20 protein-coding genes are annotated in these 26,980 nt (G+C 65.6%); 9 read left to right on the forward strand and 11 right to left on the reverse strand.

Annotated features, from left to right (window positions below; genetic code table 11):
* Positions 1-59: 59 nt before the first annotated feature.
* From LZC95_11345 to LZC95_11355, 3 genes are read left to right on the forward strand one after another with little or no spacing between them, the layout of a single operon-like run.
* Positions 60-2,405 carry an SDR family NAD(P)-dependent oxidoreductase gene (locus LZC95_11345; protein WXA97428.1) on the forward strand — a complete coding sequence of 782 codons (2,346 nt, stop codon included), beginning with the start codon at positions 60-62 and terminating at the stop codon, positions 2,403-2,405.
* Positions 2,402-3,280, forward strand: coding sequence for a patatin-like phospholipase family protein (locus LZC95_11350; protein WXA97429.1), 879 nt, complete (start codon positions 2,402-2,404; stop codon positions 3,278-3,280). The genes LZC95_11345 and LZC95_11350 overlap by 4 nt, the downstream gene beginning before the upstream one ends.
* On the forward strand, positions 3,277-3,882 hold the full coding sequence (locus tag LZC95_11355) for a TetR/AcrR family transcriptional regulator (GenBank protein WXA97430.1): 606 nt from the start codon (positions 3,277-3,279) through the stop codon (positions 3,880-3,882). The genes LZC95_11350 and LZC95_11355 overlap by 4 nt, the downstream gene beginning before the upstream one ends.
* Here the strand turns inward: LZC95_11355 and LZC95_11360 are convergent.
* The gene (locus LZC95_11360) at positions 3,853-4,779 is read right to left on the reverse strand and encodes a hypothetical protein (GenBank protein ID WXA97431.1); all 927 of its coding nucleotides are present in this window, start codon (positions 4,777-4,779) and stop codon (positions 3,853-3,855) included. The two genes, LZC95_11355 and LZC95_11360, sit on opposite strands and share 30 nt — an antisense overlap.
* A 115-nt stretch (positions 4,780-4,894) precedes the next feature.
* A complete protein-coding gene (gene grxD, locus LZC95_11365; GenBank protein ID WXA97432.1) occupies positions 4,895-5,203 on the reverse strand; it encodes a Grx4 family monothiol glutaredoxin in 309 nt (102 codons plus the stop codon).
* Between the two features lie 138 nt (positions 5,204-5,341).
* Here grxD and LZC95_11370 point away from each other — a divergent pair, with 138 nt between their 5' ends.
* Together LZC95_11370 and LZC95_11375 are read left to right on the forward strand one after the other, a co-directional pair.
* A complete protein-coding gene (locus tag LZC95_11370) occupies positions 5,342-6,904 on the forward strand; it encodes a hypothetical protein (protein ID WXA97433.1) in 1,563 nt (520 codons plus the stop codon).
* Position 6,905: 1 nt separating this feature from the next.
* Complete coding sequence (locus tag LZC95_11375; GenBank protein WXA97434.1) at positions 6,906-8,558, forward strand: class I SAM-dependent methyltransferase; 1,653 nt, start codon at positions 6,906-6,908, stop codon at positions 8,556-8,558.
* A gap of 186 nt (positions 8,559-8,744) precedes the next feature.
* Here the strand turns inward: LZC95_11375 and LZC95_11380 are convergent, their stop codons facing one another.
* Complete coding sequence (locus LZC95_11380) at positions 8,745-9,776, reverse strand: pirin family protein (protein ID WXA97435.1); 1,032 nt, start codon at positions 9,774-9,776, stop codon at positions 8,745-8,747.
* Positions 9,777-9,786: 10 nt separating this feature from the next.
* Positions 9,787-10,353 carry an RNA 2',3'-cyclic phosphodiesterase gene (gene thpR / locus LZC95_11385; protein ID WXA97436.1) on the reverse strand — a complete coding sequence of 189 codons (567 nt, stop codon included), beginning with the start codon at positions 10,351-10,353 and terminating at the stop codon, positions 9,787-9,789.
* A 66-nt stretch (positions 10,354-10,419) separates the two neighbouring features.
* Here thpR and LZC95_11390 point away from each other — a divergent pair, with 66 nt between their 5' ends.
* The gene (locus LZC95_11390) at positions 10,420-11,349 is read left to right on the forward strand and encodes a hypothetical protein (protein WXA97437.1); all 930 of its coding nucleotides are present in this window, start codon (positions 10,420-10,422) and stop codon (positions 11,347-11,349) included.
* Positions 11,350-11,351: 2 nt separating this feature from the next.
* Here the strand turns inward: LZC95_11390 and LZC95_11395 are convergent, their stop codons facing one another.
* Both LZC95_11395 and LZC95_11400 read right to left on the reverse strand, forming a co-directional pair.
* Positions 11,352-12,866: an oligopeptide:H+ symporter gene (locus tag LZC95_11395; protein ID WXA97438.1), complete on the reverse strand. Its 1,515-nt coding sequence runs from the start codon at positions 12,864-12,866 to the stop codon at positions 11,352-11,354.
* 66 nt (positions 12,867-12,932) lie between these two features.
* Positions 12,933-14,501: an amino acid permease gene (locus LZC95_11400; protein WXA97439.1), complete on the reverse strand. Its 1,569-nt coding sequence runs from the start codon at positions 14,499-14,501 to the stop codon at positions 12,933-12,935.
* 66 nt (positions 14,502-14,567) lie between these two features.
* Here LZC95_11400 and LZC95_11405 point away from each other — a divergent pair, with 66 nt between their 5' ends.
* Positions 14,568-16,577 (forward strand): peptide MFS transporter, encoded by a 2,010-nt coding sequence (locus tag LZC95_11405; GenBank protein WXA97440.1) that lies wholly within the window; start codon positions 14,568-14,570, stop codon positions 16,575-16,577.
* 152 nt (positions 16,578-16,729) lie between these two features.
* Here LZC95_11405 and LZC95_11410 read toward each other — a convergent pair whose 3' ends face one another.
* Both LZC95_11410 and LZC95_11415 read right to left on the reverse strand, forming a co-directional pair.
* Positions 16,730-17,281 (reverse strand): hypothetical protein, encoded by a 552-nt coding sequence (locus LZC95_11410; protein WXA97441.1) that lies wholly within the window; start codon positions 17,279-17,281, stop codon positions 16,730-16,732.
* Positions 17,282-17,340: 59 nt separating this feature from the next.
* Entirely contained in the window at positions 17,341-19,683 is a 2,343-nt protein-coding gene (locus LZC95_11415; GenBank protein WXA97442.1) for a PQQ-like beta-propeller repeat protein, read from the reverse strand.
* Positions 19,684-19,831: 148 nt separating this feature from the next.
* Here LZC95_11415 and LZC95_11420 point away from each other — a divergent pair, with 148 nt between their 5' ends.
* Together LZC95_11420 and LZC95_11425 are read left to right on the forward strand one after the other, a co-directional pair.
* On the forward strand, positions 19,832-21,205 hold the full coding sequence (locus tag LZC95_11420; protein ID WXA97443.1) for a hypothetical protein: 1,374 nt from the start codon (positions 19,832-19,834) through the stop codon (positions 21,203-21,205).
* 75 nt (positions 21,206-21,280) lie between these two features.
* Complete coding sequence (locus LZC95_11425) at positions 21,281-21,874, forward strand: glutathione S-transferase family protein (protein WXA97444.1); 594 nt, start codon at positions 21,281-21,283, stop codon at positions 21,872-21,874.
* Here the strand turns inward: LZC95_11425 and LZC95_11430 are convergent.
* From LZC95_11430 to rpsO, 3 genes are all read right to left on the reverse strand, one after another.
* The gene (locus LZC95_11430; GenBank protein WXA97445.1) at positions 21,855-23,849 is read right to left on the reverse strand and encodes a S9 family peptidase; all 1,995 of its coding nucleotides are present in this window, start codon (positions 23,847-23,849) and stop codon (positions 21,855-21,857) included. The genes LZC95_11425 and LZC95_11430 overlap by 20 nt on opposite strands.
* A 100-nt stretch (positions 23,850-23,949) precedes the next feature.
* Positions 23,950-26,208: a polyribonucleotide nucleotidyltransferase gene (pnp, locus tag LZC95_11435; protein ID WXA97446.1), complete on the reverse strand. Its 2,259-nt coding sequence runs from the start codon at positions 26,206-26,208 to the stop codon at positions 23,950-23,952.
* Positions 26,209-26,509: 301 nt separating this feature from the next.
* Entirely contained in the window at positions 26,510-26,779 is a 270-nt protein-coding gene (gene rpsO, locus LZC95_11440; protein ID WXA97447.1) for a 30S ribosomal protein S15, read from the reverse strand.
* Between the last annotated feature and the right edge of the window lie 201 nt (positions 26,780-26,980).

Raw genomic sequence — 26,980 nt, forward strand, 5'->3', positions numbered from 1 at the left:
GGATGGAACGGCGGTTTTCTTTTTGGATAAAACGGAATGACGTGTCATTCTTTACAACCATGCAGACCACGTCGACCCGGGTTCTCATCATTGGTGGCGGTTTTTCCGGCCTGGGGATGGCGATTCGCCTTCTCCAGCAGAAGGTGAACGACTTCATCGTTCTCGAGAAGGCAGCTCAGCTCGGCGGCACGTGGCGTGAGAACACGTACCCGGGTTGCGCCTGCGACGTGCCCTCGCACCTGTATTCGTATTCGTTTGCGCCCAAGACGGACTGGAGCCGCGTCTTTGCCCCGCAGCCCGAGATCCAGCAGTACACGTTGGACGTGGCCGCGCGGTACGGCGTGCTGCCGTACGTGCACCTCGGCACGGAGGCGCTTCGCGGCGTTTGGGACGAGGACCGGCAACGCTGGCGGGTCGAAACGAACAACGGCATCTACGATGCGCAGTTCATCGTGCTCGGTCAGGGCCCGCTCCACGAGCCGCGCATTCCCGATCTGCGCGGACTCGATTCGTTCGGCGGCGTCGCCTTCCACTCCGCACAGTGGCGTCATGACCGCGATCTCACCGGCCGCCGCGTCGCGGTCATCGGCACCGGGTCGTCGGCGATTCAGTTCGTCCCGGAGATTCAGCCCAAGGCCGGGCACCTCGTGCTCTTCCAGCGCACCGCGCCGTGGGTGCTCCCCAAGCCCGATCATCGCATCCCCAAGACCGAGACGTGGCTCCTGGATCACGTGCCCCTCGTGCGCCGTGGTTTGCGCGGGTCGATCTACGCCTTCACGGAGATGCTGCAGTTTGCCCAGCGGCACCCCGCGGCGATGCAGCAGGTCCAGCGCATCGGCCTCGCGCACCTGCGCCGCCAAGTGCGCGATCCGGAGCTGCGGCGGGCCCTCACGCCGGAGTTCACGCTCGGGTGCAAGCGCCTTTTGCTCTCCAATACGTACTACCCCGCGCTCCAAGCGCCGAACGTCGAGGTCGTGCCCCACGCGGTGACGGAGATCACCAAGCGCGGCATCGTGGGCAGCGATGGCATCGAGCGGGAGGTGGACACGATCATCTTCGGCACGGGCTTTCACGTCACCGATTCGTCGGTGCCGAAGCGCATCGTCGGCCGCGGCGGGCGCACGCTCGACGAGGTCTGGCGCGGCAGCCCCAGCGCTTACCTGGGAACGACCTGCCACGGCTTCCCCAACGCGTTCTGCATGATTGGCCCCAACACGGGCAACGGCCATGGTTCGGCGTTCACCATCATCGAGGCCCAGGCGCGCTACATCGCCGACGCCATCGAAACGGCCCGCCGCGAACGCATGGCATCCATCGACGTGCGCCCCGGCGCGCAGCATGCGTGGAACCAGCGCGTTCAGGCTGCGCTCTCCACCACGGTGTTCAATGCCGGTGGCTGCTCGAGTTACTACATCGACCACAACGGCAAGAACAGCAGCATCTATCCCTGGTCCACGCTCGACATGCGGCGTCGCATGCGCCGCTTCGACGCAGAGCACTACGAGATGCGCACGCAGAGTGCACCCGTGCGGCGCGCACCCGTGCCCATCGATCTCGAGGGCGCGGTGGTCGCGATCACCGGCGGCGCGCGCGGGATCGGTCTGCAGACGGCGCGGCGTTTTGCCGAGAAAGGCGCCTTCGTGTGCATCGGCGATCTCGATGGCAATGCCGCGCGTGAGGCGGCGTGCACCTTGGGGCCGTACGCGCGCGGGTTCACGCTGGATGTCTCGCAGCGGGCATCGTTCGAGCGATTCGTCGCAACGGTCGAGGCCGAAATGGGGCCCATCGAGGTGCTGGTGAACAATGCCGGCGTGATGCCGACCGGGCCCTTTCTCGAGGAGTCCGACGACACGAACCGTGCGGCCATGGGCGTGAACCTCTGGGGCACCTCGCTCGGGATGAAGCTCGTGCTCCCGCGGATGATCGCGCGCGGGCGAGGGCACGTCGTCAATGTGGCATCTTTGGCAGGCAAATTCGAGGTGCCCTGGATGGCCACGTACGTCGCGAGCAAACACGCGGCGGTGGGCCTCACCGGTGCGGTTCGGCACGAGATCGAGGGAACCGGTGTTACCCTCACCGCCGTCATGCCCGCTGCCATCAAAACGCGCCTCAGTGCCGGTATCCCACTCGATGGGCTCTTTGCCCGCGAGCCCGACGAGGTCGCGCGCGCCATCGTCGACAGTGTTCGCACGCGCCAAGCCGACGTGGTCGTGCCGCGCGCCTTTCGTCCCTTCGTGCCGCTCTATGCGATGGCACCTCGCGGGCTCATTCGCTGGATCATCGACGCTGTCGATTCCGAGCGGATGCTCGGCGGCGACACGCGGCGTGCGCGCACGGAATACGAAACGGCGGCGCGCGCCCAAGGTTCGGTCGTAGCGGCAGCCGAAGTGGTGGCGGCAGAATGAGCAAGCGCGGACTCGTGCTCGGTGCCGGCGGTGTGGTCGGCTACGCCTGGACGGTGTGCGCCCTGCGCCGTCTCGAGATGGAGACCGGTTGGGATCCGCGCAAAGCCGATCTCGTCATGGGCACTTCCGCAGGCTCCATCCTGGCGACGGCGCTGGCCGCGGGCGTGAGCACGTCGGACCTGCTCGAGTCGCTTCGCAAGAGCGTCCGCCGCGGTAGCGCGCCCGATTCGCGGGATCATCTGCCCCCGCGCCCCTACTGGCGCCCCTTGTCCTTGTCCATGGTCCGCGCCGGTTTGCGGCGCGAGATCCCGTTCCATGCCGCGATGGTGGGCCTCTTGCCCGAGGGGCGGGGCGACAGCGCGATCTTGGCGCGGGCCGTCGACAAGCTCGTCCCCGAGGGGCGGTGGGTCGATCACCCGAACTGCCTCGTCGTGGCCGTGGACTGCGAATCCGGCAAGCGCGTCGCCTTCGGCCGCGACGAGCACACCAGCTCGCGCGAGGCCGTTCGCGCGTCGTGCGCCGTGCCGGGATGGTACGCGCCCATCGAGATTGGCGGCCGGCGCTACATGGATGGCGGTGCCGTGTCGCCGACGTCGCTCGATCTCGTGGAGCACGAGGCGCTCGACGAGGTGTACGTCATCTCGCCGCTGACATCGACGCGCTACATTCGTGCGTCGTCGGTCGGCGAGTTCTTCGAGCGCGGCCTGCGCCACGTCATGTCGGGGGCGCTCGAGCGCGAGGTGCTCCGCTGCGAGCGCGCCGGAAAACGGGTGCTGCGCATCGAACCTACGGCGCCGGAGCTGACGCTCATGGGGGCGAACTTCATGGATCCCCGGCGCCGCGCATCGATGCTAGATGCGTGGTTTCCAGCATGAGACGAAGGCTCCAGACCGAGAAACTCGATCAGCGCCGCGAGGAGATCCTCGATGCATCCGAGCGCATTTTTGCGCGCAAGGGCTACCACGCCGCGGGGATCGCCGACATCGCCGACGAGCTCGGACTGGGACATGGGACGTTCTATCGCTACTTCAAGAACAAGCACGACATCGCGCTGCAGGTCTTCGACCGGGTGATGATGCGCTTCACGGCCATCGGCCTCGAGGAAGACCCCACCGCCAGCAACTCGATCGAGGAGTACCGCGCGCAGACGATTCGCATCCTGCACCGGTGGCTCGCGCTCGCGGAGGAGCGGCCGCACCTGCTGCGCTTCTTTCACGAGCAGACCGTGGCCGTCGACATGGATCGCCTCGCGCACGTCATCGAGGCGTACACCCTGCAGACGGCGCGCTTTCTTCAAAACGGCATCGACAAGGCCTTCTTGCGCGCCGATCTCGATGTGCGCAACACCGCGGAGGTGCTGGTGGCGCTCATCTTCGAAGGAACGCGCCGCGCACTCGGCATGCCCGACGCCGAGGCGCGACGCCGCTGGGTCGCCGCGGGTGTGAACCTAATGTTCGACGGCATTCGCCCGCGCTGACGCCGGCGTGGGCGCCTGTGCCGTTTTCGGCTCCGGCGGCAAGACCTTGATCTTGGCCTCGTCATGGGTGAACGCCATGAGTGTTCCAACGATCGCGCCGAGGGTGGCCACCCCGAGCCCCACGGCTGCCATGGTGTAGTTCGGATCCGTCTCGTTGCAACGGTAATAGCCGACGCCATCGCGGCCACAGCTTATGTCTGATTGATTGTAGCCCACGATCGCGGCGGTCATGCCGCCGGCGACGCTCGCAATGCCAATGACGAGGCCCCCGATGCGCAGGTCCAAGTTGGACGTGTATTCGATCTCGACCTTCCCTGGGCCTTGCACGATGATCGGTACATCGATGGGTCTGCGCCCTTCGTAGGAGACCGCGAGCGTGTTCTCGCCCTTGGGCACGTCGGCTTCGCAAGGTGCGGCGCAGACGTTCGCGTACGTCCTTCCTTCGCCCGAGAACAGCACCGGCCCGCCAGCGTGATTGCCCCAGCCGAAGGACCAGCCCACCCCCTCGAAGTCCGTTTTGCTGACGAGGTTTTTGACCATCACGTTCGGCTCGTTGGCCGTGAAACTCAGCCTGGATCGAGGCTTGTCGGCCGCTGGCTGTGCGGGAGCCGGCGCCGGCGCTGCAGCGGGAGCGGGAGGCGGTGCGGCAGCAGGAGGCGGTGCCGCGGCGGCCTTGTCGGGGCCCGCGTAGTCGACCTCCGCCATCGTGAAGCGCCGGGTCTCTCCCGAGCCGAGGCGGATCTCGACGTGGTCGCCCACGATGAGATCCACGATGGTGCCGCGCATCAGGCTGCCGTTCTTCAAGCGAACGACGTCGGGCATGTCCTGCCCGAAGGCCGACGTGGCGATGCACAAGGAAGCGAGAACGAAGGGAACGAACCCCCGGTGAACGAACATGGCGCGGGAGAATCCGGCAAGGACTCCACACGCGCCATGGAAAACGATGGGAACAGCGGAATGTCCGCGAAATGTGCTCGTCGTGAGGCGGAAGTCGCGACGTCGCGACTGCGGATCAGCCTTTGAGGACTTTGGACAGTTCGCCGGTGGTGTGCATTTCGGTCACGATGTCGCAACCGCCGACGAACTTCCCGGCGACGTAGAGCTGCGGGATGGTCGGCCAGTTGGAGAAGTCCTTGATGCCCTGGCGGATCTCCGGATCGGCCAGCACGTTCACCGTTTCGAAGGGGACTCCTTCTTTCTTGAGAACCTGAACCACCGCGTTGGAGAAGCCGCACTGCGGAAAGTTCTTGGTGCCCTTCATGAAGAGGATGACATGGTTCGTTTGGACCAGGTCCTGGATGCGGGATGCGACGTCGCTCATAGGCGCCTAAGATAGGTCGGCAGCGGACGAGTTCAATGTGCTCGATCCGCTTCTGGATTTCGGTCCAAATCCGGTCCACATTTCCCTTGCACACATTGTGCTTCTCGAGCATGTGAAAGGCAGAGTCCCCCAAGAGAGATGGCAGCATCGCCAGCAAGTGCGCTTGCAGAACCCGCGGCAAGATCCGCGACCGCAGAGCTCGAAACCGCGAGTCCCGACGTCGAGGTGCGCGTAGGCATCCACGACGCTACCCGCCTCGAGTGGAGCGTCTCTCTCCCGCTGCCTGAACGTGACGAAGTCCACTACGTCATCGACGTCGAGCTGGACATCCCGTCGAACGCCTTTGCGCGCCACGCACCGTGGGACCAGCTGCAGTCGTTCACGCGGCTCGATGGTCCGGCCGAGACCATCCGCGTGCCCGATGTGGTCACCATCGATTCGCTGCGCCGCGGCGCCGTGGCCCTCGCCAATCGCCTCGCGCGTGCGAGTGACGGCTTCGCGCGTCATTGCCGGTTCGCCATTTCGCTCTCGGGGGCCGAGCCCATCGAGGAGCTCGAGGCCACGCTTTCGATTTGGGTCGATGCTGCGCTGGCCATGGTGGTCGATGCGCGGAAAAAGCTGACGATCCCCGCTGCGGGGGAAGCGCAGGAGCTCGTGCGCGAGCGCACCCTCGTCGACGAATACGCGAGCGTGCGTCTGCTCGAGTTGCTCGCGGGCATCGTGCGCGCGCTGGAGACCTTGCTCGAGTCGGATTCGCCGCGCCTCGAGGCGTTTCCGGCGGTGGTCAGCGCCGTGGGGACCAAGGTGGCCGATGCCCTAGGGCAGGAGCTGTCGTACCGCGCCAGCAAAGGCTACGTGAACGCCGACCCCATGTCGCTGGCCACCTTGGAGCAGTACCTCGATCGCGCGAGCCAGCTGAAAAAGCACTTCCAGGAAGTGCTCTTTCTCGAGGCCGAGATCTACCAGGTGGCGGACCGCATCCATCATTGGGTGGCGGCGTTCGTGGCGGTGGTGGCCTCCACGTGGGCCTTCGCCTGGCAGATTGCCTTGGTGAACCATCGGCCCACGACGGAGAGCCAAGTGGGCTCGGGCATCGTGATGGTCGCCGTGTTCGCCGGGCTGGTCTACGCGGTGAAGGACCGCATCAAGGAGTTTGGCCGCGCCTGGATCGCCGGCAACGTGCACCGCTTCTACGCGCAGCGGGTTGCTCGCTACCGTGCGCCGGCGCGCCGGCTGCCCAAGCGCGACGTCATCGTCAGCGCGCGCGAGTCGTTCGATCAGGTGACCAGCCGCCGGCCCGATCCGCTCAACCCCGAGAGCGGCGCCTCGTTGGTGGGCACGCTGCTGCGCTACATGCACAAGGGCACGGTTTCGCCCCAGCCCGGGCTCGGTGCGTCGGGCGTGCGGCGCATCAAGCACGTGTTTCGTTACGATTTTTCGCCGCTGTTCGCGCGCCTGGACGATGCCGTGAAGCAGGTGCCGGTGCTCGACCGGGCGCCTCGTCGCGTGCGCTTCATCGATGCTCCGCGCTGCTACAAGCTGCCCGTGACGGTGCGTGTGCAATGTGGGGACGTGGTTTCGACCGAGCAGGTCACCTTGGTGCTGCACAAACGCGGTCTGGATCGCCTCGAGCGGGTGTATGGTCACGCGCCGCCCGGGCAGGTCGACCACAAAGAGACAGGCATCGAGCCGGACCATTGACGTGGACGTCGGAACAATTTTTCCCCATTTTCGCGACGACTGGGTCGTGCATCGTGATGATGCGCTCCTGGTGATCGACAAGCCCGCAGGCATTCCCAGCCAAGCGGCCGATCCCGCGCACCCCGACGACGTGGTGACGCGGCTCAAAGCCTTTGGCGAGCCGTACCTCGGCGTGCACCAGCGGCTCGACCAAGATACGTCGGGCGTGATGGTCTTTACGCGCGCGCGCGAGCACAACGCCGCGCTTGCCGGGCAATTCGAAGGGCGCCACGTCGAAAAGCGGTACATCGCGTGCGTGACGGGTTGGCCGAAGGGCAAGGACCGCGTCACCCTGCGCGAGAAGCTCGTTTCGGAGAAGGACAAGAAGCCGAAGCTCGCCGTGACGCACGTGCAGGTGAAAAAGCGCAACGGCCCGCGCGCCCTGCTCGAGCTGGTGCTGGAGACGGGGCGCATGCACCAGGCGAGGGTGCAGCTCGCGCACGCGGGCGCGCCCATCGCGGGCGACGTGCTTTACGGCGGGGAGTATGCGCCGCGGCTTTTGTTGCATGCGCAAGCGATTTCCTTCGTGCACCCGGTGTCGAAGAAGCGGGTGACCTATGCGACGCAGGCGCCGCACGACTTCGACGCGTGGCTCGCCGGGGGGGCCTCCCGCGAGGAAATGCCCCGCGATGGACGCGTGGTGGCGAGCGCGCTGGATCGGGCCATTTTGCGGCGGTACATCCTGGGGCACAGCGAGGGCGATACGGCGTTCCGCTTGGTGCACGGGGAAGGCGATGGCCTTCCGGGCCTCGTGGTGGATGCCTACGGCAATCACCTGGTGGCGGAGTTTCACATGTCAGATGAGCACGACGGTCCGTCGTTTCGCGATCGCCTGCTCGACCGGCTGGCGGCGTTGGGCTTCGACGGCGTGTACGTGAAGCGCCGTCCGCGGCAGGCGAACACCTTGGTCGACACACGTCGCGACGATCTCGCCCCGCGCGAGCCTGTGCGAGGCTCGGCGGCGCCGGAGGAGTTCGCCGTTCTGGAGAACGGTATCTCCTACCTCGTGCGGCTGGGCGACGGTCTGTCGACGGGCATTTTTCTCGACCAACGCGAGAACCGCGCGCGCGTACGCGGTCTTTCGGGTGGGCTGCGCGTGGCGAATCTGTTCTCGTACACGTGTGCCTTCAGCGTGGCGGCTGCGTTGGGCGGCGCGCTCTCGACGGCGAGCGTGGACGCGTCGATGGTGGCGCTCGAGCGCGGGCGCGCCAACATGCTGCACCTGGGGCTACTCCCGAGCGATGCACACACTTTCCACGCGGAGGATTCGTTCGCATGGCTCGCGCGCATGGCGCGCCGGGGGCAGAAGTACGATTTGATCATTTTGGATCCGCCGAGCTACTCGAAGACGCGCAACCGCCGTTTCGTCGCGGCGGACGACTACCCGGAGCTCGTCGCCAATGCGCTTGCCGTGCTGGATCGCGGCGGGCGCATTTTGGCGTGCACGAACCACCGCGGCATTTCGCCGGGCCGTTTCCGCAAGCTCGTGGCAAAGGGCGCGGAGACCGCGCGGCGCCAGGTGCGCCAGATGAAAGATCTGGCCCTGCCGCGCGAGTTTCCCGTCGCCGCGGGCGGCGAGCCGCACATGAAAAGCGTGCTTCTCAGCCTCGATTAGCCTGGGGGCGGGCGCCGACGCCAATAAATCAAATAAGGGTTCATCGTTGGTTCCCCTGGCGATCCTGGCGTCTCTCTTTTTGGCGTCCTGGCGATTTCTTCTTCACGGAGCTGGCCGTATTCCGGGACACGGTTGCTAAGGGGGCTACGGGGCATTCGCGATTCGCGAATCCATGCACCCCCCCCTTCAGGGGTAGTCCCTGACTGGTTTTTCGATGCGGCCGTCGATATGGCGTGCGAATCGGCCTGCGTCGCGCTCGTGCACGGGATCGTCTTTGGGCCAGGGCCATCCACCGAATTGGGTGCGCTGGTAGTCGCGGATGGCCCGCTCGATTTCCGCGCGCGTGTTCATGACGAAGGGGCCATACTGCACCACCGGCTCGGCGATGGGGCGGCCTTGCAGAAGGAGCATTTCGCACTCCGTCTTGCCGGCGACCAGCGAAACGTCGGCGCTCGCGTCGAGGCGAATGGCCGCGTGCTGATCGATGGCGTCGTCTGCGACACGCAAGGCATCGCCGCGGAAGAAATAGAGCTGCCGCACCGCCGCAGGATGGGTCGCGTGCGGCAAAGTCCACGCCGCGTGCGCGTCCATGCGGATGCACCAGATGGCCACGTCCGTATCGGGGCGAGCGGCCCAGGAGCGCGCAGGCGGGGGCGGAGGGCGCTTGCCATCGAGGGAGCCCGCAACCAACGTGACGTCCGTCGTTCGACCTGCACCGTCGACGAAGTTCGCGTGCGGCACGTCGTTGTTCCACAGCATGGAGAAATGCGGGGGTGCGAGCTTGTCCTCGCCCGGGAGGTTCAACCAAATTTGGAACAGCTCCAGGGTGTTCGGCGCGTCCCGATGGATCAGCGGGAACATCTCCGAGTGCACCACGCCCTCGCCTGCGGTGAGCCATTGCACGTCGCCCGGACCGAAGCGCGCGGTGGCGCCAAGCGAATCGGAATGATCGACGTAGCCATGCCGCACGATGGTGACCGTCTCGAACCCACGGTGCGGATGCTGCGGAAAACCCGGCACCACGTTCCCGTGGTACATGCGCCAGCCGTCCTTGATCTCGAAGTCCTGACCAAGGTTGCGCCCGGCGAGCGACGCCGCCGGCCCCAGGTGCTCGTTGCCCGCGGGGTATGCGTCGCGGTGGTGGACACAAAAGAGAAACGGATCCGGCGTCTCCCAAGGGAAACCAAGGGGACGGACGGCAAGGATGGGTCGGGCCATGGTGACGAGTCTAGTGCGAGGGCGGCGCGAGGCGAGGGGCACCGAGCGAGACACGATGGATCGGTTCGTAACGAGGCGGAGGCGGCGTGAGGTGGCTCCGGTAGAGCGTGAGCTCGGTCCAGGTGGCCTCCAGCGCGATGGGCGCAACGCTGAAATCGCGAAAGGTGAGGGCATCGATGGGTTGCCGGCAGCGCGCGAGTGTGACGTGCGGGCGAAAGAGGCGCCCTTCGCGGGGAAAGCCGAGCGGCTCGAGCGCCGTCTCGACGAGGGAGGCGAGATGGGCGCACGTGCCATCATCGGCGAGCTCGAAGGCAAGAACGCGGGCACGCCGCAGTTGCGGAAAGCCCGTGAAGGTGGCCTGGTGAATGCGGGGGCCGGCCTGCGCTTCCAGAAATTGCAACGCCTGCGCGACGGCGGAGGCCTGCTCCTCGGAAATATCGCCCAGGAATTTCACGGTGAGGTGCATCCGCTCGGGATCCACGCACCGCACGGAACGTGACTGCCGCAGGGTTGCGAGTGGCTCGGCAAAACGGGCCCGCGTGGCCGGGTCCAGGTCGAGCGCAACGAAGGCGCGCATCCTTCGCATTATGCTGTGTAAGGTTTCGCCGCGCCCTCCGTTTCCGCAGCATCGGAGGGTTCTTCCATGTCCACGCGTTGGCTGCGGGTCGTCGTTTGTCTCGTTCTCGTATCACTCGGCGCTTGTGGTGGGGAGCGGCACTCGAGTCCACCGGCGAGGGCCGTGGAATCCGAGGCCGAGTACGGAGTCAGTCCTTCGGCCGCGCCGGATTCGCCGGCGTATGCGCCCAAATCGTACACGTCGAAGAGCATCGGGCCCGATCCCGCCGCCCGCGGTGCGGTCGAGCAACGCGCGCCCGCACCCGAGCCGATGGCGCGTCCCCCGAGCGTGCGACCCGGCCTCGGCACGGAGTGGGGTGAAACGCGCGTTTCCCGCGTGCGGGACGTGCACTTCTCCCGCGCCGATGGCAATCGCCCCTTCGCGATGGCCACCTTGAATTACAACGATCGCCGCGGTGTCGATGCTCTGGCGGCTCACGTCGCTCATCGCGTCTCCGGTCGCGAGTACGTGACCGGCGGCGGTGCCATCACCGTCTCCATCGCGGACGAGGATGGAGATCCCCTCGAAGCCGTCAAGCTCGGCGACCGCACCCTCGTCGTCGGCCAGCCCGGGGATCGCTACAGCATCGTCCTCACGAACCACACCGATCATCGCTTCGAGGCGGTGGCCACCGTCGATGGCCTCGATGTCATCAACGGCCGCCCCGGTACCCTCGACAACCGCGGTTACGTGCTCATGCCCTTCGCGACCCTCACCATCGATGGCTTTCGCCAGAGCAGCAACGCCGTCGCCGCCTTCCGCTTCGCCAGTGTGGCCGATTCCTACGCGGCGAAGACCGGCAGTGCGCGCAACGTCGGCGTCATCGGTGTCGCGTTTTTCGCCGAAGCCGGCGACGCCTTCGAGCCGTACTACGACTCGCGCGAACTCTACTTGCGCGACACCGCCATCCCGTTCCCCGCGGCCGATCCTCGCTACGCGCGCCCGCCCTCTCGCTGAGATTACTCCGCGGCTTCCGCGGCCGCCGCATCCTTGACTGGCGCGCTGGACCCGTGGTGGCTCTCGGAGAGGCGCTTCATCAACGGCAGAAGAACGATGGCCAACAAGGTGCCACCCACGGCGAGGAAGCCCAGCTTGTTGAACAGGTCCGTGTAGAGCGGCAAGCTCTGAACGGGATCCTTCATGTCCTCGGGCACGCTGGCGAAGTTGGCAATCACGCTGCCCATGTATTGCGAAAGGCCCGTCGCCACGTAATACGCGCCCATCATGAACCCGCCCATGCGGGCCGGCACGTAGCGCGCGATCATGGCCAGGCCGAGCGCGCTCACGAAGAGCTCACCCAGCGAATAGAAGCCGTAACCCCACACCATGAACCACGACGACACGATGCCGTTCACCGCGAAGTTGCCGCTGATTCCATAGATGAAAAAGCCAATGGCCACGACCACGAAGCCGAGCGCGAACTTGCCGGCGATGGGCAGGTCCTTTCCGCGCTTGCCCAGCGCGGTGTACGCCCAAGCCAGAATGGGGCTGGCCACCATGATCCAAATCGGATTGAGCGCCTGAAACTGCTCCGGGATCCACGTGAAGAGGTGAACGCCGAAGATCGAGAAGTTCGGATCGACGTTGCGCACACCGAACAGCGTGAGCGACGTGGACATCTGCTGGTAAAAGATGAAGAAGAGCAATGTCTGCGCGGTGAGCACCAACGCCGCGAGCAAGCCCGCACGCTCGCTGCGATCCACCTTGGCGATGAGGTAACCGAAAATCGCGAGAACGATGATGCCGGCCAGCCAGATGCACGCCTTGGCCACGGCTTGGTTCTGCAGCACCATCGCCACGACGAACGTGGTCGCGAAGCCAACGCCGAGCACGATGGCGAGTTTGCCTTTGTGAATCGGCTGGTCATCCGGCGGCGAGCCGATGCGCGACAAGGTTCGGCGCATGAAAAAGTAATTCACCAAGCCCACCAAGAGGCCACCGCAGCACACCGCGAACGCCGAGAGCCATCCCCAGTGCACCTTGATCCACGGCGTCAGCAGGATCGACGCGGTCGAGCCGATGTTGACGGCCATGTAATAGATGGTGAACGCCGCATCGATCTTCGAATCGTCACCCTCGTAGATCTTGCGTACGAGGTTTCCGGAGTTGGCTTTGAAGAAGCCATTGCCCACGACGATGACGCCCAGCGCCCAGTAGAGGAAGTACATGTCCTCCGACGGGACGGAGAGCAGCAGGTATCCGATGGCCAGGATGATCGCACCCATGGTCATGGTGCGCCGCGACCCTAGAATCTTGTCGCCGACCCATCCGCCGATGGCCGGTGCCGCGTAAACCAACGCCGTGAAGGCTCCCCAGGTCAGGTTGGCCTTGCTGTCCGAGAAGCCGAGCTTCTCGATCATGTACACGACCATCACGGCCTGCATGCCGTAATAGCCAAAGCGCTCCCAGAGCTCGATGAGGAAGATGGTACTGAACGACTTGGTCTGGGACACGGGCGGATTCGCGGTTGCCATTAAGCCGCGAAGAGTACCTTAGATGGGGTCGCCCGTGCAGCCGCCTCTCCGGCATTTAGGCATTTGTTAGGATTGGCCTCTTGCGTCAAACGACGCTTCGATCCCGACAATCGAGACTTGGGGACCGGCGAATCGGGTGCGCGCAAACGCGAAATACAGCGCGAGGATGACCACCACGACCGAAGCGAGCATCACGGCAGCATTCCAATTGGGCGGAAGGCAGCAAATGACGAGCACGGCCAGCGACCAGACCACGGCGCATGCGGCCATGGGGATGCCCAGACCTCCGAGGTTCCAGGGACCACGGTGGCGCCACTTTCCGGTGGCCCGCGCATGGATGCCGAGTGCGATGGGCATCGCGTACGAGAGATAAAGCCCCGTCGTGGCGAGCGATGCGACGGCGAGAAACACTTTGTCGCTGAAGGGCAACGTGAGGAGCACCAGGAGGAAAGGTCCGAGCGTTGAGGCCAGGATCGCGAACAGCGGTGTCTTGTGGGACGGGCTGACCCGCCGCAACGTGGCCGAGCCGGGCAACCCGCCGTCGCGGCAAAAAGCGAACAGCATGCGCGAGGCGCTGGTGACGCTCGAGAGCCCGCAGAACCACATCGCCACGACAGCGAGGCCCATGGTGAGATCGCCCGTGGTCTCGCCGAAGGCGTGACGCAGCACGTAAAGCGGTGGCTCTTTGTCGTTCGCGGTGGCCGGCAGATCGACGATGGCCAGGGTCAAGCCAGCGATGAGCGCATAGCCCGCGACCGCGCTGACCGCGACGGAGGAAACGATGCCCCACGGCGCACGCCGCGCCGGATCGTGCGTCTCTTCGCTGACGTGCGCGGAGGCATCGTAGCCGGTGAAGGTCCACATCCCGAGCACGAGCGCATTGAGAAAGCCGAGCGTGTAATTGCCATCTTCGCGCAGCGTGAATCCCGTCTGCCCCAGGAACGACACGGGCTGGGCGCGACCCCAGAGCAGCAGCGCACCGACGATGATGATCACACCGACGATGTGCACCGTCGCCGAGAAGCTATTGAGCCAGGCCACGAGCTTCACGGAAAACGCGTTGATGAGCCCATGCGAGAGCAGCACGACGAAGAGCAGCGGCACGGACATGCTGCTCGGCAGGCGCAAGGTGCCCGCGATGGCCTGCGCGCATCCGAGATCGATCGCGGCCACGATGGCGCATTGACCGGCGAGGTTCATCATGGCGGTGAACCATCCCCAGCCCGGACCGCCGAGCAGCGCAGACCAGTGATAGAGCGCACCGGCCGTTGGGAAGGCGCTGGCGAGCTCTCCCATCGCCATGGCGACGATCAGCGTTCCCACACTAACGATCGGCCAACCGTAGCCCAGCGCAGCAGGACCGCCGCCTCCCAGCGCGACGGCGTACGTCGTCATGATGCCTGTGAGAATGCTGATGATGGAGAAGCTGATCGCAAAACTCGAAAAGCCTCCCATCGCACGCAGGAGCTCTTGCGCATAACCGAGGCGCGAGAGCATGTGAGCGTCTGCGTCATCGCGCGGGTGATCCGCGCCCGGCGGGATGGGCACCGCGTGGGGCCGGGATGCAGTGTCCTGCAAGGCGCTCGTGGAGCCCTGCGTCAAAGCGGCGTCGGGGCGATTGGACGGGGTGGCCATGATGATCCGGTTAGCTTACGCCCTTGACACGATAAGCTCTGTCGGTTTCTCGTTTGCGCCCCCGTAATGAGTCAAATCGCCAATTCCGACCCCGTAACCTTGCCCGCTGAAACCTCGCCGCAAACTTCGGCGCCCACCGCGGAGAGCACGGCTACGCTGAAGCATCCGCTTGGTCTCTACGTGCTGTTCGGCACCGAGATGTGGGAACGCTTTTGCTATTACGGCATGCGCGCGCTCCTCGTGCTTTTCCTGGTCGAGCACCATGGTTGGCAACCGTCGGAGGCGAACGGTGTGTTCAAGTGGTACACGAGTCTCGTCTACCTCACGCCGTTGATGGGCGGATTTTTGGCCGATCGCTACCTCGGGCTGCGCCCCTCGATTGCGTTGGGCGGCACGCTGATGGGCATCGGGGCGTTCCTCCTTACGCAAGAGCCGCTCTCGATCTTCTACATCGGACTCGGTCTGCTCATTCTGGGCAATGGCTTTTTCAAGCCGAACATCACCACCTTGGTCGGGCGCATGTACGTGCCGGGGGACGCGCGGCGCGATCGTGCGTTCACCATCTTCTACATGGGCATCAACCTCGGAGGCCTATTGGGGCCGATCATCTGCGGCCAATGGCTGCGTGCCCACTACGGCTTCAACTACGGGTTCGGTGCCACGGGCGTGGCCATGGTGTTCAGCCTTTTGATCTTCGTCGGCTTCCGCAAGCAGGTGGAGCGCGACGTGCTCGCGGCAGGGAACACGCTTGGCAAGGGCGCGACCGTGTCGCGGGAGTCGGTGAAGGCACGGCAAGATCAACGCGACGAAGCACAGCCCGCAGCGAAGGGGCTTACTCCCGCGATCGGGCGCGCCTTCATGATGTCGATGGGGGTTCTCTTCGGGATGCTCATTCCCGTGTACTTCATTTTCGGCTTCGTGAACGGCACCGTGCCCTTGTCGGGGCTCTTCATGCCGGTGGCGGTGGCGGTGATCTCGGTGTTGATGACCGTGAACCTGCTGCGCATCAAGGGTGCCGCGCGCGACAAGAGCCTCGTCATCTTCATCTTGTTCGTCTTCCAGCTCTTGTTTTGGATGGCCTTCGAGCAGGCCGGCAATTCGCTGACCTTGTGGGCCGCGTTCCACACGCAGCGCAAGATGGCGTTCTTCAATTTCGAGCCGGAGCTGTATCAGTCGGTGAACGGTGTCTTCATCGTCATCTTCGCGCCCGTGCTCGCGTGGATCTGGCTGCGGCTGAATCGCGTAGGCCGCGAGCCTTCGACGCCGATGAAGATGGCCATCTCCATGGTGTTCATCGGCCTCTCGTCGCTCGCGATGATTGGCGCGACGGCATCGGAGAATGCCACCGTGTCCCGCATCCCCGTCCGCGAGGTGCCGGCCGGGATCGATCTCGCGAAGTTCGACGCAGGGCGCTTGTCGTTCGACGCCGAGAAGCACGAGATCGTGGTGAAAGGCGTCCTTCCGTCGTTCGTGGTGAACGACTTGCTCAAGCAGAGCTCCGATCCGAAGTACGTGGAGTCCGTCGAAGCCTTCGTTCGGGCGTCGTCCAGCGCATCGACGGAGCATCCCGTGAGCGGGAAAATCGAAGGCACCCCGGCCGACTATGCGCCGCTCGGAGCATTCGCGGCCGGCGACGCCACCTGGGATTCTGGGACGCTCACCGTCAAGAAGGCGATCGACCCGCCCGCGAGGGTCGCGCTCCTGAGCGAAGGCGCGCCCTCCGAATGGCGAAGGGCGCTTCGTTCCCTGGCAGGCGAAAGCGATGCCGCGCGCGTGGCCGGTTACTGGCTTCTTTTGAGCTATCTTTTGGCGACCTTCGGCGAGTTGTGCATCTCCCCGGTGGGTTACTCCATGGTGACGAAGCTGGCGCCGACTCGGTTCGCTTCGTTGTTCATGGCGGTGTGGCTCCTGTCGAACTCCGTCGCTCAATACATCGGCGGAAGCATCGGCGAGTCGTGGGGCAAGGTCACCCCGACGGACTACTTCGGGATCTTCGTCGCCAGCTCCGCAGTCGGCGCCATGCTGCTCTTCCTCCTGGTGCGCCCCGTCCGCAAACTGATGCACGAAGTGCGATGAGGTCACGCCAGGATCGCCAACTGAACCAACAACAAACCCCAAAAAATGAGAGTTTATTGTTGGTTCACCTGGCGATCCTGGCGCCTCTCTTTTGGCGTCCTGGCGGTTTCCTCTTCTATTCGTGACGCTGTTCGAGGATCGCGCGCGTTGCTTTAGGGCGTCATGGGCCGCGGGTTCGTCGTCGGCGTCAGTCGCTCGCGCATGGGCACGGCGTCGTCGACGGATGCCTTGAGGTCTTCCCATGCCTTTTGCGTGCGCGCCTTGGCATCGTCCCAAGTTTGCGACGTCGCATGCTCGAGGCCGTCCATGCTCGATTGGTAGGCATCGCGCTTGGCGCGAATGTCTTGGAGCTTCTGATCCAATTGAGCCTTGGCCGCGCCCGTGCGCTTGCGGCCATCGTTTTCGAGCTGGTCGATGCGCTTGTTGATGTCGGTGGCGTCGCTTTGAACCTTCTGCAGCGTCTCGGCGCGTAGCTTCACGAAGTTCGCATTCGCCTCGGCGACTTTCTTCTCGGCCTCGAGCTGCGCGGAGGTGATCTTCGTCGTCGATTCGCGCCGCGTTTGGTCGATTTTCTGCTCCGCTTCGCGCTTGGCCTCGGATGCCTTGTCCTGCTCCGATTGAGCGGACTTGTTGTCACATGCCGCGCTCATCGCGCCGGAAACGGCAAGCAGCGAAGCCATAGCGATAAGAAGGGTTCGTTTCATGTTTGCCTCCTCGATTCAGGAGGCTGCAACCGACGTACCTTCTCTGGTTTAGCTCTGGTTTAGCCTTTGACCAACGTGAGGCGTGGACCGACGGCGAAGGAGACGAGGTGCCCGCTTTCCTCGGCGACGTAGACGTTGCACTGCTCGTCCACGCGCAGAAGATCCGGGATGGCGTCGCAGGGCCCGATGGTCGCGATCTCGGTGCCGTCGTGCGGTCGAAAGACATGCACGTCGGTGTGCGGGACGAAGAGCGCCCCCGAGCGAAGCACCGGTTCGAGGCGGCGCGGTACGTCGGAGTCGACCATGCGACCGAGCACGTGGCGGTAGCGAAGCGCACCGGACTCGGCCTCCACCGCGACGAGTTCGCCGGTGGGGCAATTTCCGATGAAGAGCCCGTCGACGGCGAGCCAAGACGTCCCCACGGGGGCTACGGATCCCTCGCTTTTCCAGAGCTCGCGCCCGGTCTCGCGGCAAAACGCGGCAAGACGCAACCCGTGGCGCATGCGCACGGCGCAAGCGACAACCCGGCCCGCGATCAGCGGAGCTCCTTCCACGGTGGCAGCGGACGGAGCAATGGGGCACTGAAAGCGCACGTGGCCCGAGTACGGATCGATGGCCAAGAGCTCCGCCGCCGAATTGGCCCCGCCGGCGACGGCCATGAGCACGTCGTGATCGAGGGTGGGGCTCGCGCGGAAGCGAAGACGGTTGCGCACGCGCCAGACGACGCTGCCCGACTGCACGTCGACGGCCGTGAGGGCGCTGTCGCCGCTCGCGATGTAGAGGAGCCGGCCCGCACGCCGCATGCGAAGCGCACCACCGCGTCCCCACGTGAATCGCCAGCGCGGCTCGCCGTTGGTCAGATCGATGGCCGACAGATGCCGCTCGCCCTCGGTGACGATGAGCAGCCGCGGAAGGCCGGGGAGGCTCACCACCGCGCCCGCGGGCGGTGCACCGAGGCGCGGATCGATCTGCGTGCGCATGGTGACCTCGCCATTGCCGAAGTCGTGCACGCGAATGTCTCCGTCGCCGGAGATGCGCGCGAGCCCGCCCGGGGTGACCACGCTGGTTGCGCGCGTGGTGGGGACGCGCCACAGCACGCTGCCGGTGGTGCGATCGAGGCAAAACGTCTCCGCGGCCGCCGAGGCGATGACCCGGTCGCCGCAGAGGAACGTCGCGCGCAGGTCGATGCCCGGCACGAGGGCGCGCCATCGTTCGCTGTAACGCAGTCGTGCCGGCGGGGCCTGCGAGGTGCCCTGCACTTCGGGCGATCGCGAAGGACGCGAGGCGGCGACGAAAGCCCGGTACGGCTCGGGGGTGGGGTTCGTCTTGGCGTCGTCGCGGCAGACGTCGCGCAGGCAATCGGCGGTCTCGCGGAGCTGGCGGCGGAAGGCGCTGAGCCGCAAGTTCGTGCATTGTGCACGGTCCCGGCGCAACACGGCGCGGGACAGGGCGCGCCCGAAGGCGAGGGATGCCTCGACCAAGTCGGAGACGGAGAGGGCGGGGAAGGTGAAGCTCTGCTCCGGCGCACGCGTGGCCGAGCCCAAGGTCAGCGCGGCATCGCCATCGGTGGAGAGGCGAATGGCAATGAGCACGCCGCCCGCCTCCGCGCGCACGTACTGCGGTTGCCCGTGCTCCCACGCCTGCAGCGCATCGGTCGACATGGCGAGAAGGCGCTCGGCGAAGAGGAAGGGGTGCCCTTCGCCGAGATCGACGGCGCGCCCGCGCACCTCGGCGCGAATGCGTCCGCGAAAGAGGAGCGCGTGCAGATCGGCGCGTTCGACGGGGGCGGCGTCTTCCTCGGCGTCGCTGAATTTCCGCAGAATGAACTCGGTGCCAAGGGCCACGGGGAAGTCGCGCTCGACCTCCACGCTGACCGGCGTGAGCGCCGAAAGGGGCTCGTCCTCGAGGGTCAGGTCCTCGGGATCGACGGCATCGAGGGCCGCTTCCGCCGCACGCAGCTCGACAGCGACGGCTGCGGGGGCGGAGCCGCGCTCCACGGCCTTCTTCACGGCCTCGCGGACGCGTGCGTGGATCTCGGCGAAGCTCGCGCGTTCGTCGTAGGCGACCACGAACGGGTCGGCGCCCGTTCGGTAGACGCTGAGCGCGGCCACCTTGCCCATGCGCTCCACGCAAAGCTCCCACGGATCATCGTAGAAGCGCACCAAGATTTTCCCGCGACGCTGCCGGGCGAGTCGGGCGAGTGACAATCCGAGATCGCGCAGCACGGCCGGCGCTTGCCGGTCTGCCACGCGGGCGGTCACGTTCACTCCGCCGATGAAGATGTCGAGCACCTCGCGTGCACCCCGACGTCTTTTGGGATGCGGCGAAGGGTTGGTCGATTCGGGATCGAAAGCGGGCGCAATTTCGTCGCTGGCGACGAGGATCTCAAACGAGCGCATCATGTTTGGCGTTAGGCAGGTTCCGCAGAGAGAATCCTGCTGGAGAGGCATCGTAAAAACTCCATCTCGCGGAGCGTAGTTTTCGGCACACTATGGAAGAGATTGGACAAGACTTGCGGGCACTGGTAGCGGCCGCCCGCCGGCGCGATGCATGAAGAAACTTGACGTGGCTTGGGCCTTCGCGGGCGTCGTCGTTGCTCTCGTTCCGTGCCTTTTCATGTGGGGTTTCACCGTCGATGACGCACTGATTTCGGTACGTTACGCGCGTCATCTCGCATCGGGTGCGGGCTACCGTTTCAATGCGGGAGGACCCGTCACCGACGGGGTCACGCCTCTGCCGTGGCCATGGATGCTCGCCGTGGTGGGGCGGCGCCCGGCGCTCGACGTTTTAATATGTGCAAAGTACATGGGGTTGACCGCCTGGAGCGCATCGGGCGCGGCGCTCGGGGTCGCCGTGGGGCGTGCGCAGGCGGCGACGTGGTTCAAGGCGGCGGCCTTGGGGAGCGTGGCGCTGTCGTTGCCGGTGGCTGCGCACGCGGTGAGCGGGATGGAAACGGCGATGGCGATGGCCTGCGCGACGGGCGCGGTGCTCTGCGCGGACGGGCATCGGCGGGCGAGTGCGGTGCTCGCGGGGCTGGCGGCCGCGTTCCGACCGGAGATGGCTCCATGGGCGTTGGTGATGGGGGTTGGGGCGGGTTGGACGAATGCGCCGCTCGCCTTCGCGCCGTTTCTCGGATGCGCACTGGTGCGGCTCGCGGTGTTCGGGCGCGCGGCGCCTCTGGCGGTGCTGGCCAAGCCGAGCGATCTCGCGCACGGCGCGGTGTACGCGCTGGTGGCGCTCATCGTGACGGCGACGCCGGCGTTGGCGATGGCTCCATGGGGGATCTTTCGCGGCGCGCGCGGGGTGAAGGTCACGGCGCTGGCAGCGCTTGCGCACGTTGCCGCCATCGTGGCGGTGGGCGGCGATTGGATGCCGTATGCGCGCCTCATGGCCCCCGTCGTCCCGTCGCTCGCGTGGGTGGGGGTTCGCGTGTTTCCGCATGTGCATCGCGGTGCCGCGGCGGCCCGCGCAGGGCTCGCGCTGCTGGTGGGCGCGGCGAATTTCGCGAACGCGGGCCCGGCGGGTCGCGGGGTCGGTGACGATCGCCGCGCCCTCATCGAGCTTGCGCGCCCCCGGCTCGAGGGCCTCGGGTCGGTCGCGGCGGTGGACATCGGTTGGGTCTCCGCCGCGACGGAGGCGACGGTGATCGATCTGGCCGGGGTCACGGATCCCGACGTCGCGGTGCTTCCCGGCGGTCACACGTCGAAGAGGGTCGATGCCGCGCTTCTCTTGTCGAAGAACCCGGGGGCGCTTCTCTTTCACGTGCGAGGCTCCGTGCCGGCGGATTGGCGGGACGCGCGCTACGCATACGCGGTGGAGGCGCGCCTTGCGCACTCGGAGCTCATCGCGTCGCACTACGCTCCGCGTGCGTTCCTCGCCTTGGGCCGCACCGGCACGGGCTACCTGCTTCTCGTGCGGAAGTGAGCGGGATCGCTATCCTGACAATATGCTGTCAGCGGGCCTGAGTAGACTGTCCCCACGAAAGGCAGAAAGGTCACCATGTCGCTCGATTTCTACTACGCACCCTTCAGCAGCGCCTCCCGCGTCCACTGGGCCCTCGAGGAGCTCGGCATTCCGTACAACAAGATCAAGAAGGACCTCAAGGCCGGTGAGACGAAGGCCCCCGAGTACCTGGCGATGAATCCCAACGGCAAGGTGCCGCTCTTGGTCGTCGACGGCAAACCGCTGTTCGAATCGCTCGCCATCCTCATTTATTTGGGCGAGAACTTCGGCGCCGAAAAGAAGCTCTGGCCCGCCGCCAACGATCCGGCGCGCTTCGACGCCCTCTCGTGGACCACGTGGGGTACGACGGAGCTCGGCATGGCCATCGCGATGCTCTACAACTGCCTGGAGATCCCCCCGGCCAGGGAACTTGCGACGGCACGCGCCAATGCATGCTGCGAGGTACTCGAACGCCGTCTCGAGGGTCGCTCGTTCGTTCTGGGCAACGACTTCAGCCTCGTCGACGTGGCCGTTTCCGCCGTCCTCGCGTGGTCACGGTTCTTCAATTACGATCTGAAGCCCTTCCCGCGTGTCGCGGCCTGGGTCGACCGCTGTTCGAGCCGCCCCGCGCTCAAGGCGACGCAGGGCTAGAAAGCCGCCTATCGAACCAGCGAAGCATCCGTTCGAGGATGTCGATCTGGTTCTTCACTTTTCGCGGAGCATGCGGCTCGCCCGGATAGATGACCAATTCGGTCTCGACGCCGAGCCGCTTCAGCGCGCGGTAGAGCGCTTTCGACTGCCCAACGGGGTTGTTGCGGTCGGCATCGCCATGGACGATGAGGGTGGGCGTTTTCGCATTCCGGATGAAGGTAAAGGGCGAGTTCCGAAGGAAGGTATCGGGACGCTCCCACGGCGTTCCGAAATGCCATTCGTCGGTGGTGGGATCGGTTTGTGTCCCGAACTCCGCGAATTGATCGAACACGCCCGCGCCCGACACGGCGGCTTTGAATCGCTGCGTATGGCCGATCGCCCATTGGGTCATTTCGGCGCCGTAGGACCAGCCGGCGATTCCCAGGCGCTCCGGATCCACCTCACCGCGCGCGAGAACGGTGTCGAGTGCGGCAAGGAGGTCTTTGAAATCGCCACCGCCCCAGTCGCCGCGGTTGGCCTTCATGAACTCCTCGCCGTATCCGGTCGATCCGCGCGGGTTGACGAAGAGAACCTGGTACCCACGCGCCGCGAGCAGTTGGGCCCACGCGCCAAACCAGTAATACGCGGCACTGAAGTTCGAATTCGGCCCGCCGTGAACGAGAAGAACGAGGGGCGATTTTCCTGCGTGCTTGGGCACCGAGGACGGTGGCTTCATGAGCGCGGCCTCGACGGAGCGTCCGTCGAAGCTCGGAAAGCGAAACACCTCCGCGGAGGACAACGGGATATCGTCCCATCCTTCTTGAAGGTGCCCGAGCTGGCGAACCGGGCCTGCTGCCGGCTTGATGTACAGCTCCGCCTGCCGATCGAAGTCGACCCCGGCGAAGGCCACCGTGCCATCGGCTGCGACGTCGAACGCGGCGGCCGAGAGCGGGAGCTCGATGGGGGTGGGTGTGCCGCGAAGATCGATTCGGTACAACACGTTCCGAAATCCGTTCGCGACGTTGGCGACGATGGTCTCCTCGTTCTGCCATCGCATATCGCGCAGAGACCGATCGATCGACGCCGAGATATTGCGTAGGGTCTCTTGACCCGCCGTGCTCCGCACGAAGAGATCGTGCGCAATGGGGCCGCCGCTGCGGGTTCCTGCCGTGCCGAAGCGCGTTCGGCGCGGAGAAAAGACGATGTCCTGGAACGGCGGCGCCGGCCGGGTGACCATCCGCACCGATCCATCGGCGAGGGCGATATCGTAAATCGCCGTATTCCAGGTCTCGCTCCGGGGCTGGTCGGTGGCGATGGCGAACACGTGCCCCGGCCCCGCCCAGTCGAATTGATCGATCCGAAACGAGCCATGGGTGATCTGCCGCGTCGTGCGCGATCCCACATCGATGGTCCAGAGACGCGGAAGATCCTGCGGCCGATCCGCCACCTGCGGTCCGTCGGGTTTGCGGCTCGGATCGGGCTCCTGCGCCAGGAACGCCATCGATTTGCCGTCGGGCGACCAACGAAAGTCGCCAACGCCGCCGTCGTGCGACGTGAGTTCGCGCGCCTCCCCGCCATCGATCGGCACGACGTACACCTGCATCTCGCCATTTCGATTCGACAAGAACGCGAGCGACTTGCCATCGGGCGCCCATCGCGGTGCACGGTCCGACTTCGGCGACGCCGTAAAGGGGTGAATCTCGCCACGCGCAATGTTCGCCATCCAAAGATGGGTTTCCACGGCTGCCCCCGTCGCCTCGGACACGACGAACACCAGGCGGGCGCCATCCGGCGAGAAGTGCAAATCCGAAATACGCCGAAATCGCACCGCACGCTCGGGCGTCAACGCACCATTCGGCGGGGGTGTGCCTCGGGCCATCCGAGGTCCCGCCGACTCCAGAATGCGAGGCGTCGCCGCAGGCTCGCGCGTCGCGTGTCCCGCACAACCCACGACCAAGCTGGCACCAAGCGCGGCCAATCCAACGAGCTTTTGCATGCGCGGGTGCAATATAGGACTTCGCCCGCGCACAAATAGGCGAAGCCCGCCAAATCGTACGAACTTGGCGGGCTTCCTTCGTGAGCGATTCGCTGGGGATTTACCGGCGTCGGTCGCCGCCACCACGGGGACCGCCGCGGGGCGGGCCGCCGCGATCACCGCCGCCACCACCACGGCGCGGGGGCGGGCCACCGCCGCTTTCGCGGGCGGCCAGCATGCGCTCCTTGGCGCGCTCGCCCTCTTCGCCCTCGGGGAGCGGGAGGAGCTCGCGACGCGAGAGGCGGATTTTGCCGTCGCGGTCGATGGAGAGAACCTTCACCTCGACGATGTCGCCCTCTTTCATCACGTCGGTGACGCGCTCCACGCGGGTGTGCGCCATCTCGGAGATGTGGAGCAGGCCGTCGGTGCCCGGGAGCAACTCGACGAACGCGCCGAAGTCGGTCACGCGCTGCACGGCGCCCTTGTAGACCACGCCCACTTCCGGCTCGGCGGTGAGGCCCTTGATGATGTCGAGCGCCTTCTTCACCGCGTCGGAATCGCTCGAAGCGACGTTCACGGTGCCGTCGTCTTCCACGTCGATGGCGACGCCGGTCTGGTCGATGATGCCCTTGATGGTCTTGCCGCCCGGGCCGATGATCAGACGGATCTGATCCGGCTTCACCTTCACCGTGGTGATGCGCGGCGCGTACTTCGACAGCTCCGTACGCGGCGTGGTGAGCGATTCGAGCATCTTGCCCAGGATGAACAAGCGACCCGCACGCGCCTGATCGAGCGCGCGCTGCATGATCTCGCGCGAGAGGCCCGCAATCTTGATGTCCATCTGGATGGCGGTGATACCGCGCTCGGTGCCGCAGACCTTGAAGTCCATGTCGCCGAGGTGGTCCTCGTCACCGAGGATGTCGCTCAGGATGGCCGTGCGCTGGTTGGGGCCCGGTGTCGCATCGGCGATGAGGCCCATCGCGATGCCGGCGACCGGTGACTTGATGGGAACACCCGCGTCCATCAGCGAGAGGGTGCCGCCGCACACCGCGGCCATCGACGACGAGCCGTTCGACTCGAGGGTCTCCGAGACGACGCGGATCGTGTAGGGGAACTTCTCCTGGTCCGGAATCATGCGCGACAGCGCACGCTCCGCGAGGGCGCCGTGGCCGACTTCGCGGCGGCCGGGGCCGCGGAGCGGCTTGGTCTCGCCGGTGGAGAAGGGCGGGAAGTTGTAGTGCAGCATGAAGCGCTTCCAGCGTTCGCCGGTGAGCGCGTCGATCTTCTGCTCGTCGGCGCTGGTGCCGAGCGTGCTCGTGACCACCGCCTGCGTTTCACCGCGCTGGAAGAGTGCCGAGCCGTGAACGCGCGGGAGCAGGCCCACCTCGGTGGTGATGGGACGGATGACGTCCATCGCACGGCCGTCGATGCGCTTGTTCTGTCCGAGGACGTACTCACGTACGACGTGGTACTTGCGCTCCTCGAACTCCTCTTTGATGAGCTTCTCGTTCGCCGTGAACGTCTCGGCTCCGAGTTCCGCCTGCAGCGTCTCGGTCAGCTTCGTCTTGACGCTCTTGTACGAGTCGTAGCGGCTCTTCTTCTCTTTGATGAGCGCCGACTCGAGGATGCCCGCGTCGGAAAGGGCCTTCACGCGCGAGGCGATCTTCTCGTCGAGCTTCACCGCCTCGAAGGGGCGCTTCTCTTTGCCAACCGCGGCGCGCAGGCGCTCGATCAGCTCGAGGATCGGTTGCGCGGCCTGGTGCGCGAACCAGAGGGCATCGAGGACGTCGCCTTCGTTGGCCTCGGCGGCGCCGCCCTCCACCATGACGATGGCGTCCTTGGAACACGCAACCACCATGTCGATGTCCGACTGGGCCTGCTGCTCGAAGGTGGGGAAGGCGATGAACTCACCGTGAACGCGTGCGACGCGAACGCCGGCGAGGGGGCCGTTCCAGGGGATGTCGGAGATGTGCAGTGCGGCGCTGGCGCCGGTGACCGCGAGCACGTCCGTCGGGTTGATCTTGTCCGAGCTGAGGACGGTCGCGATGATCTGCGTGTCCTTCTTGAAGCCCTCGGGGAAGAGGGGACGGCAAGGACGGTCGATGAGGCGGCTGGTCAGAATCTCGTCGTCGCGCTGCCGGCCTTCGCGCTTGAAGAAGCCGCCCGGGATTTTGCCGGCGGCGAACGTCTTCTCGACGTACTCGCAGGTCAGCGGAAAGAAGTCCAAGCCGGGGCGCTCGTCGCCCGACACGGCGGTGACGAGGACGACGCTTTCGCCGTAGCTGAGGAGAACGGCGCCGTGAGCCTGCTTGGCCAGACGACCCGTCTCGATGGTGAGTGGACGGCCGTTGACGATGACCGATTCACGAACAAAGGACATGGTGAGTTTGCGCTCCTTCGCGCGGGCCGCTTCGTGCGGCCGAGACGCCGAGCTTCCTCACCAAGGAGACGCCTTCGTTCCTCGGTCGCTGAACTCGAACGCCGGTTCCGGGGTTCGGGTGCAGAGAGCGAAGAGCAAGGCGAGAAGAGGTAAAGGCTTGCTCGGATGTGCGTTGAATTGAGTGGGAGACGAATATACGCCGCCTCCCACCAATCCGGGACCCCATCTTTTAAGGAGGGGGCCCCAAGGTCCGCTCGCAGGCCGGTTTTTGGGCCGGGCCCGCTGGCGGGCCGACCTATAACTACTTACGAAGGTTGAGAGCGCTGACCGTCTTACGGTAGCGATCCAAGCTCGACTTCTTCAGGTAGTTCAGCAAGCGGCGACGCTTGGAGACCAACCGGAGCAGACCGCGGCGCGAGTGGTGATCCTTCACGTGGGTCTTGAAGTGCTCGGTCAAATAACCGATGCGCTCGGTAAGAAGCGCAATTTGCACCTCAGGCGAGCCGGTGTCGGTCTCGTGGGTGCGGAATTTGTCGATGAGCTCGGACTTCTTCTCGGTATGAAGCGGCATGAACGTGGAACCTTCTTCAGAGCGTCCGCGCTGAATTGCGCGGCCGGCACATGGTCCAGCCGTTAAAAGGGCCAGCCAAGGCGGCGGGCAGTATAGGCGGAAGTATGCGCCCGTCAACGCCTCGCTCCGCGGAAGAGCCGTAGGGGCGAGTCTAGCGCGAGTACGCCGTTCCGAGCCGTGTTACGATGCAGCGACATGTCC

This window comes from Sorangiineae bacterium MSr12523 (genome assembly GCA_037157775.1).
Classification (GTDB): domain Bacteria; phylum Myxococcota_A; class Polyangia; order Polyangiales; family Polyangiaceae; genus Pendulispora; species Pendulispora brunnea.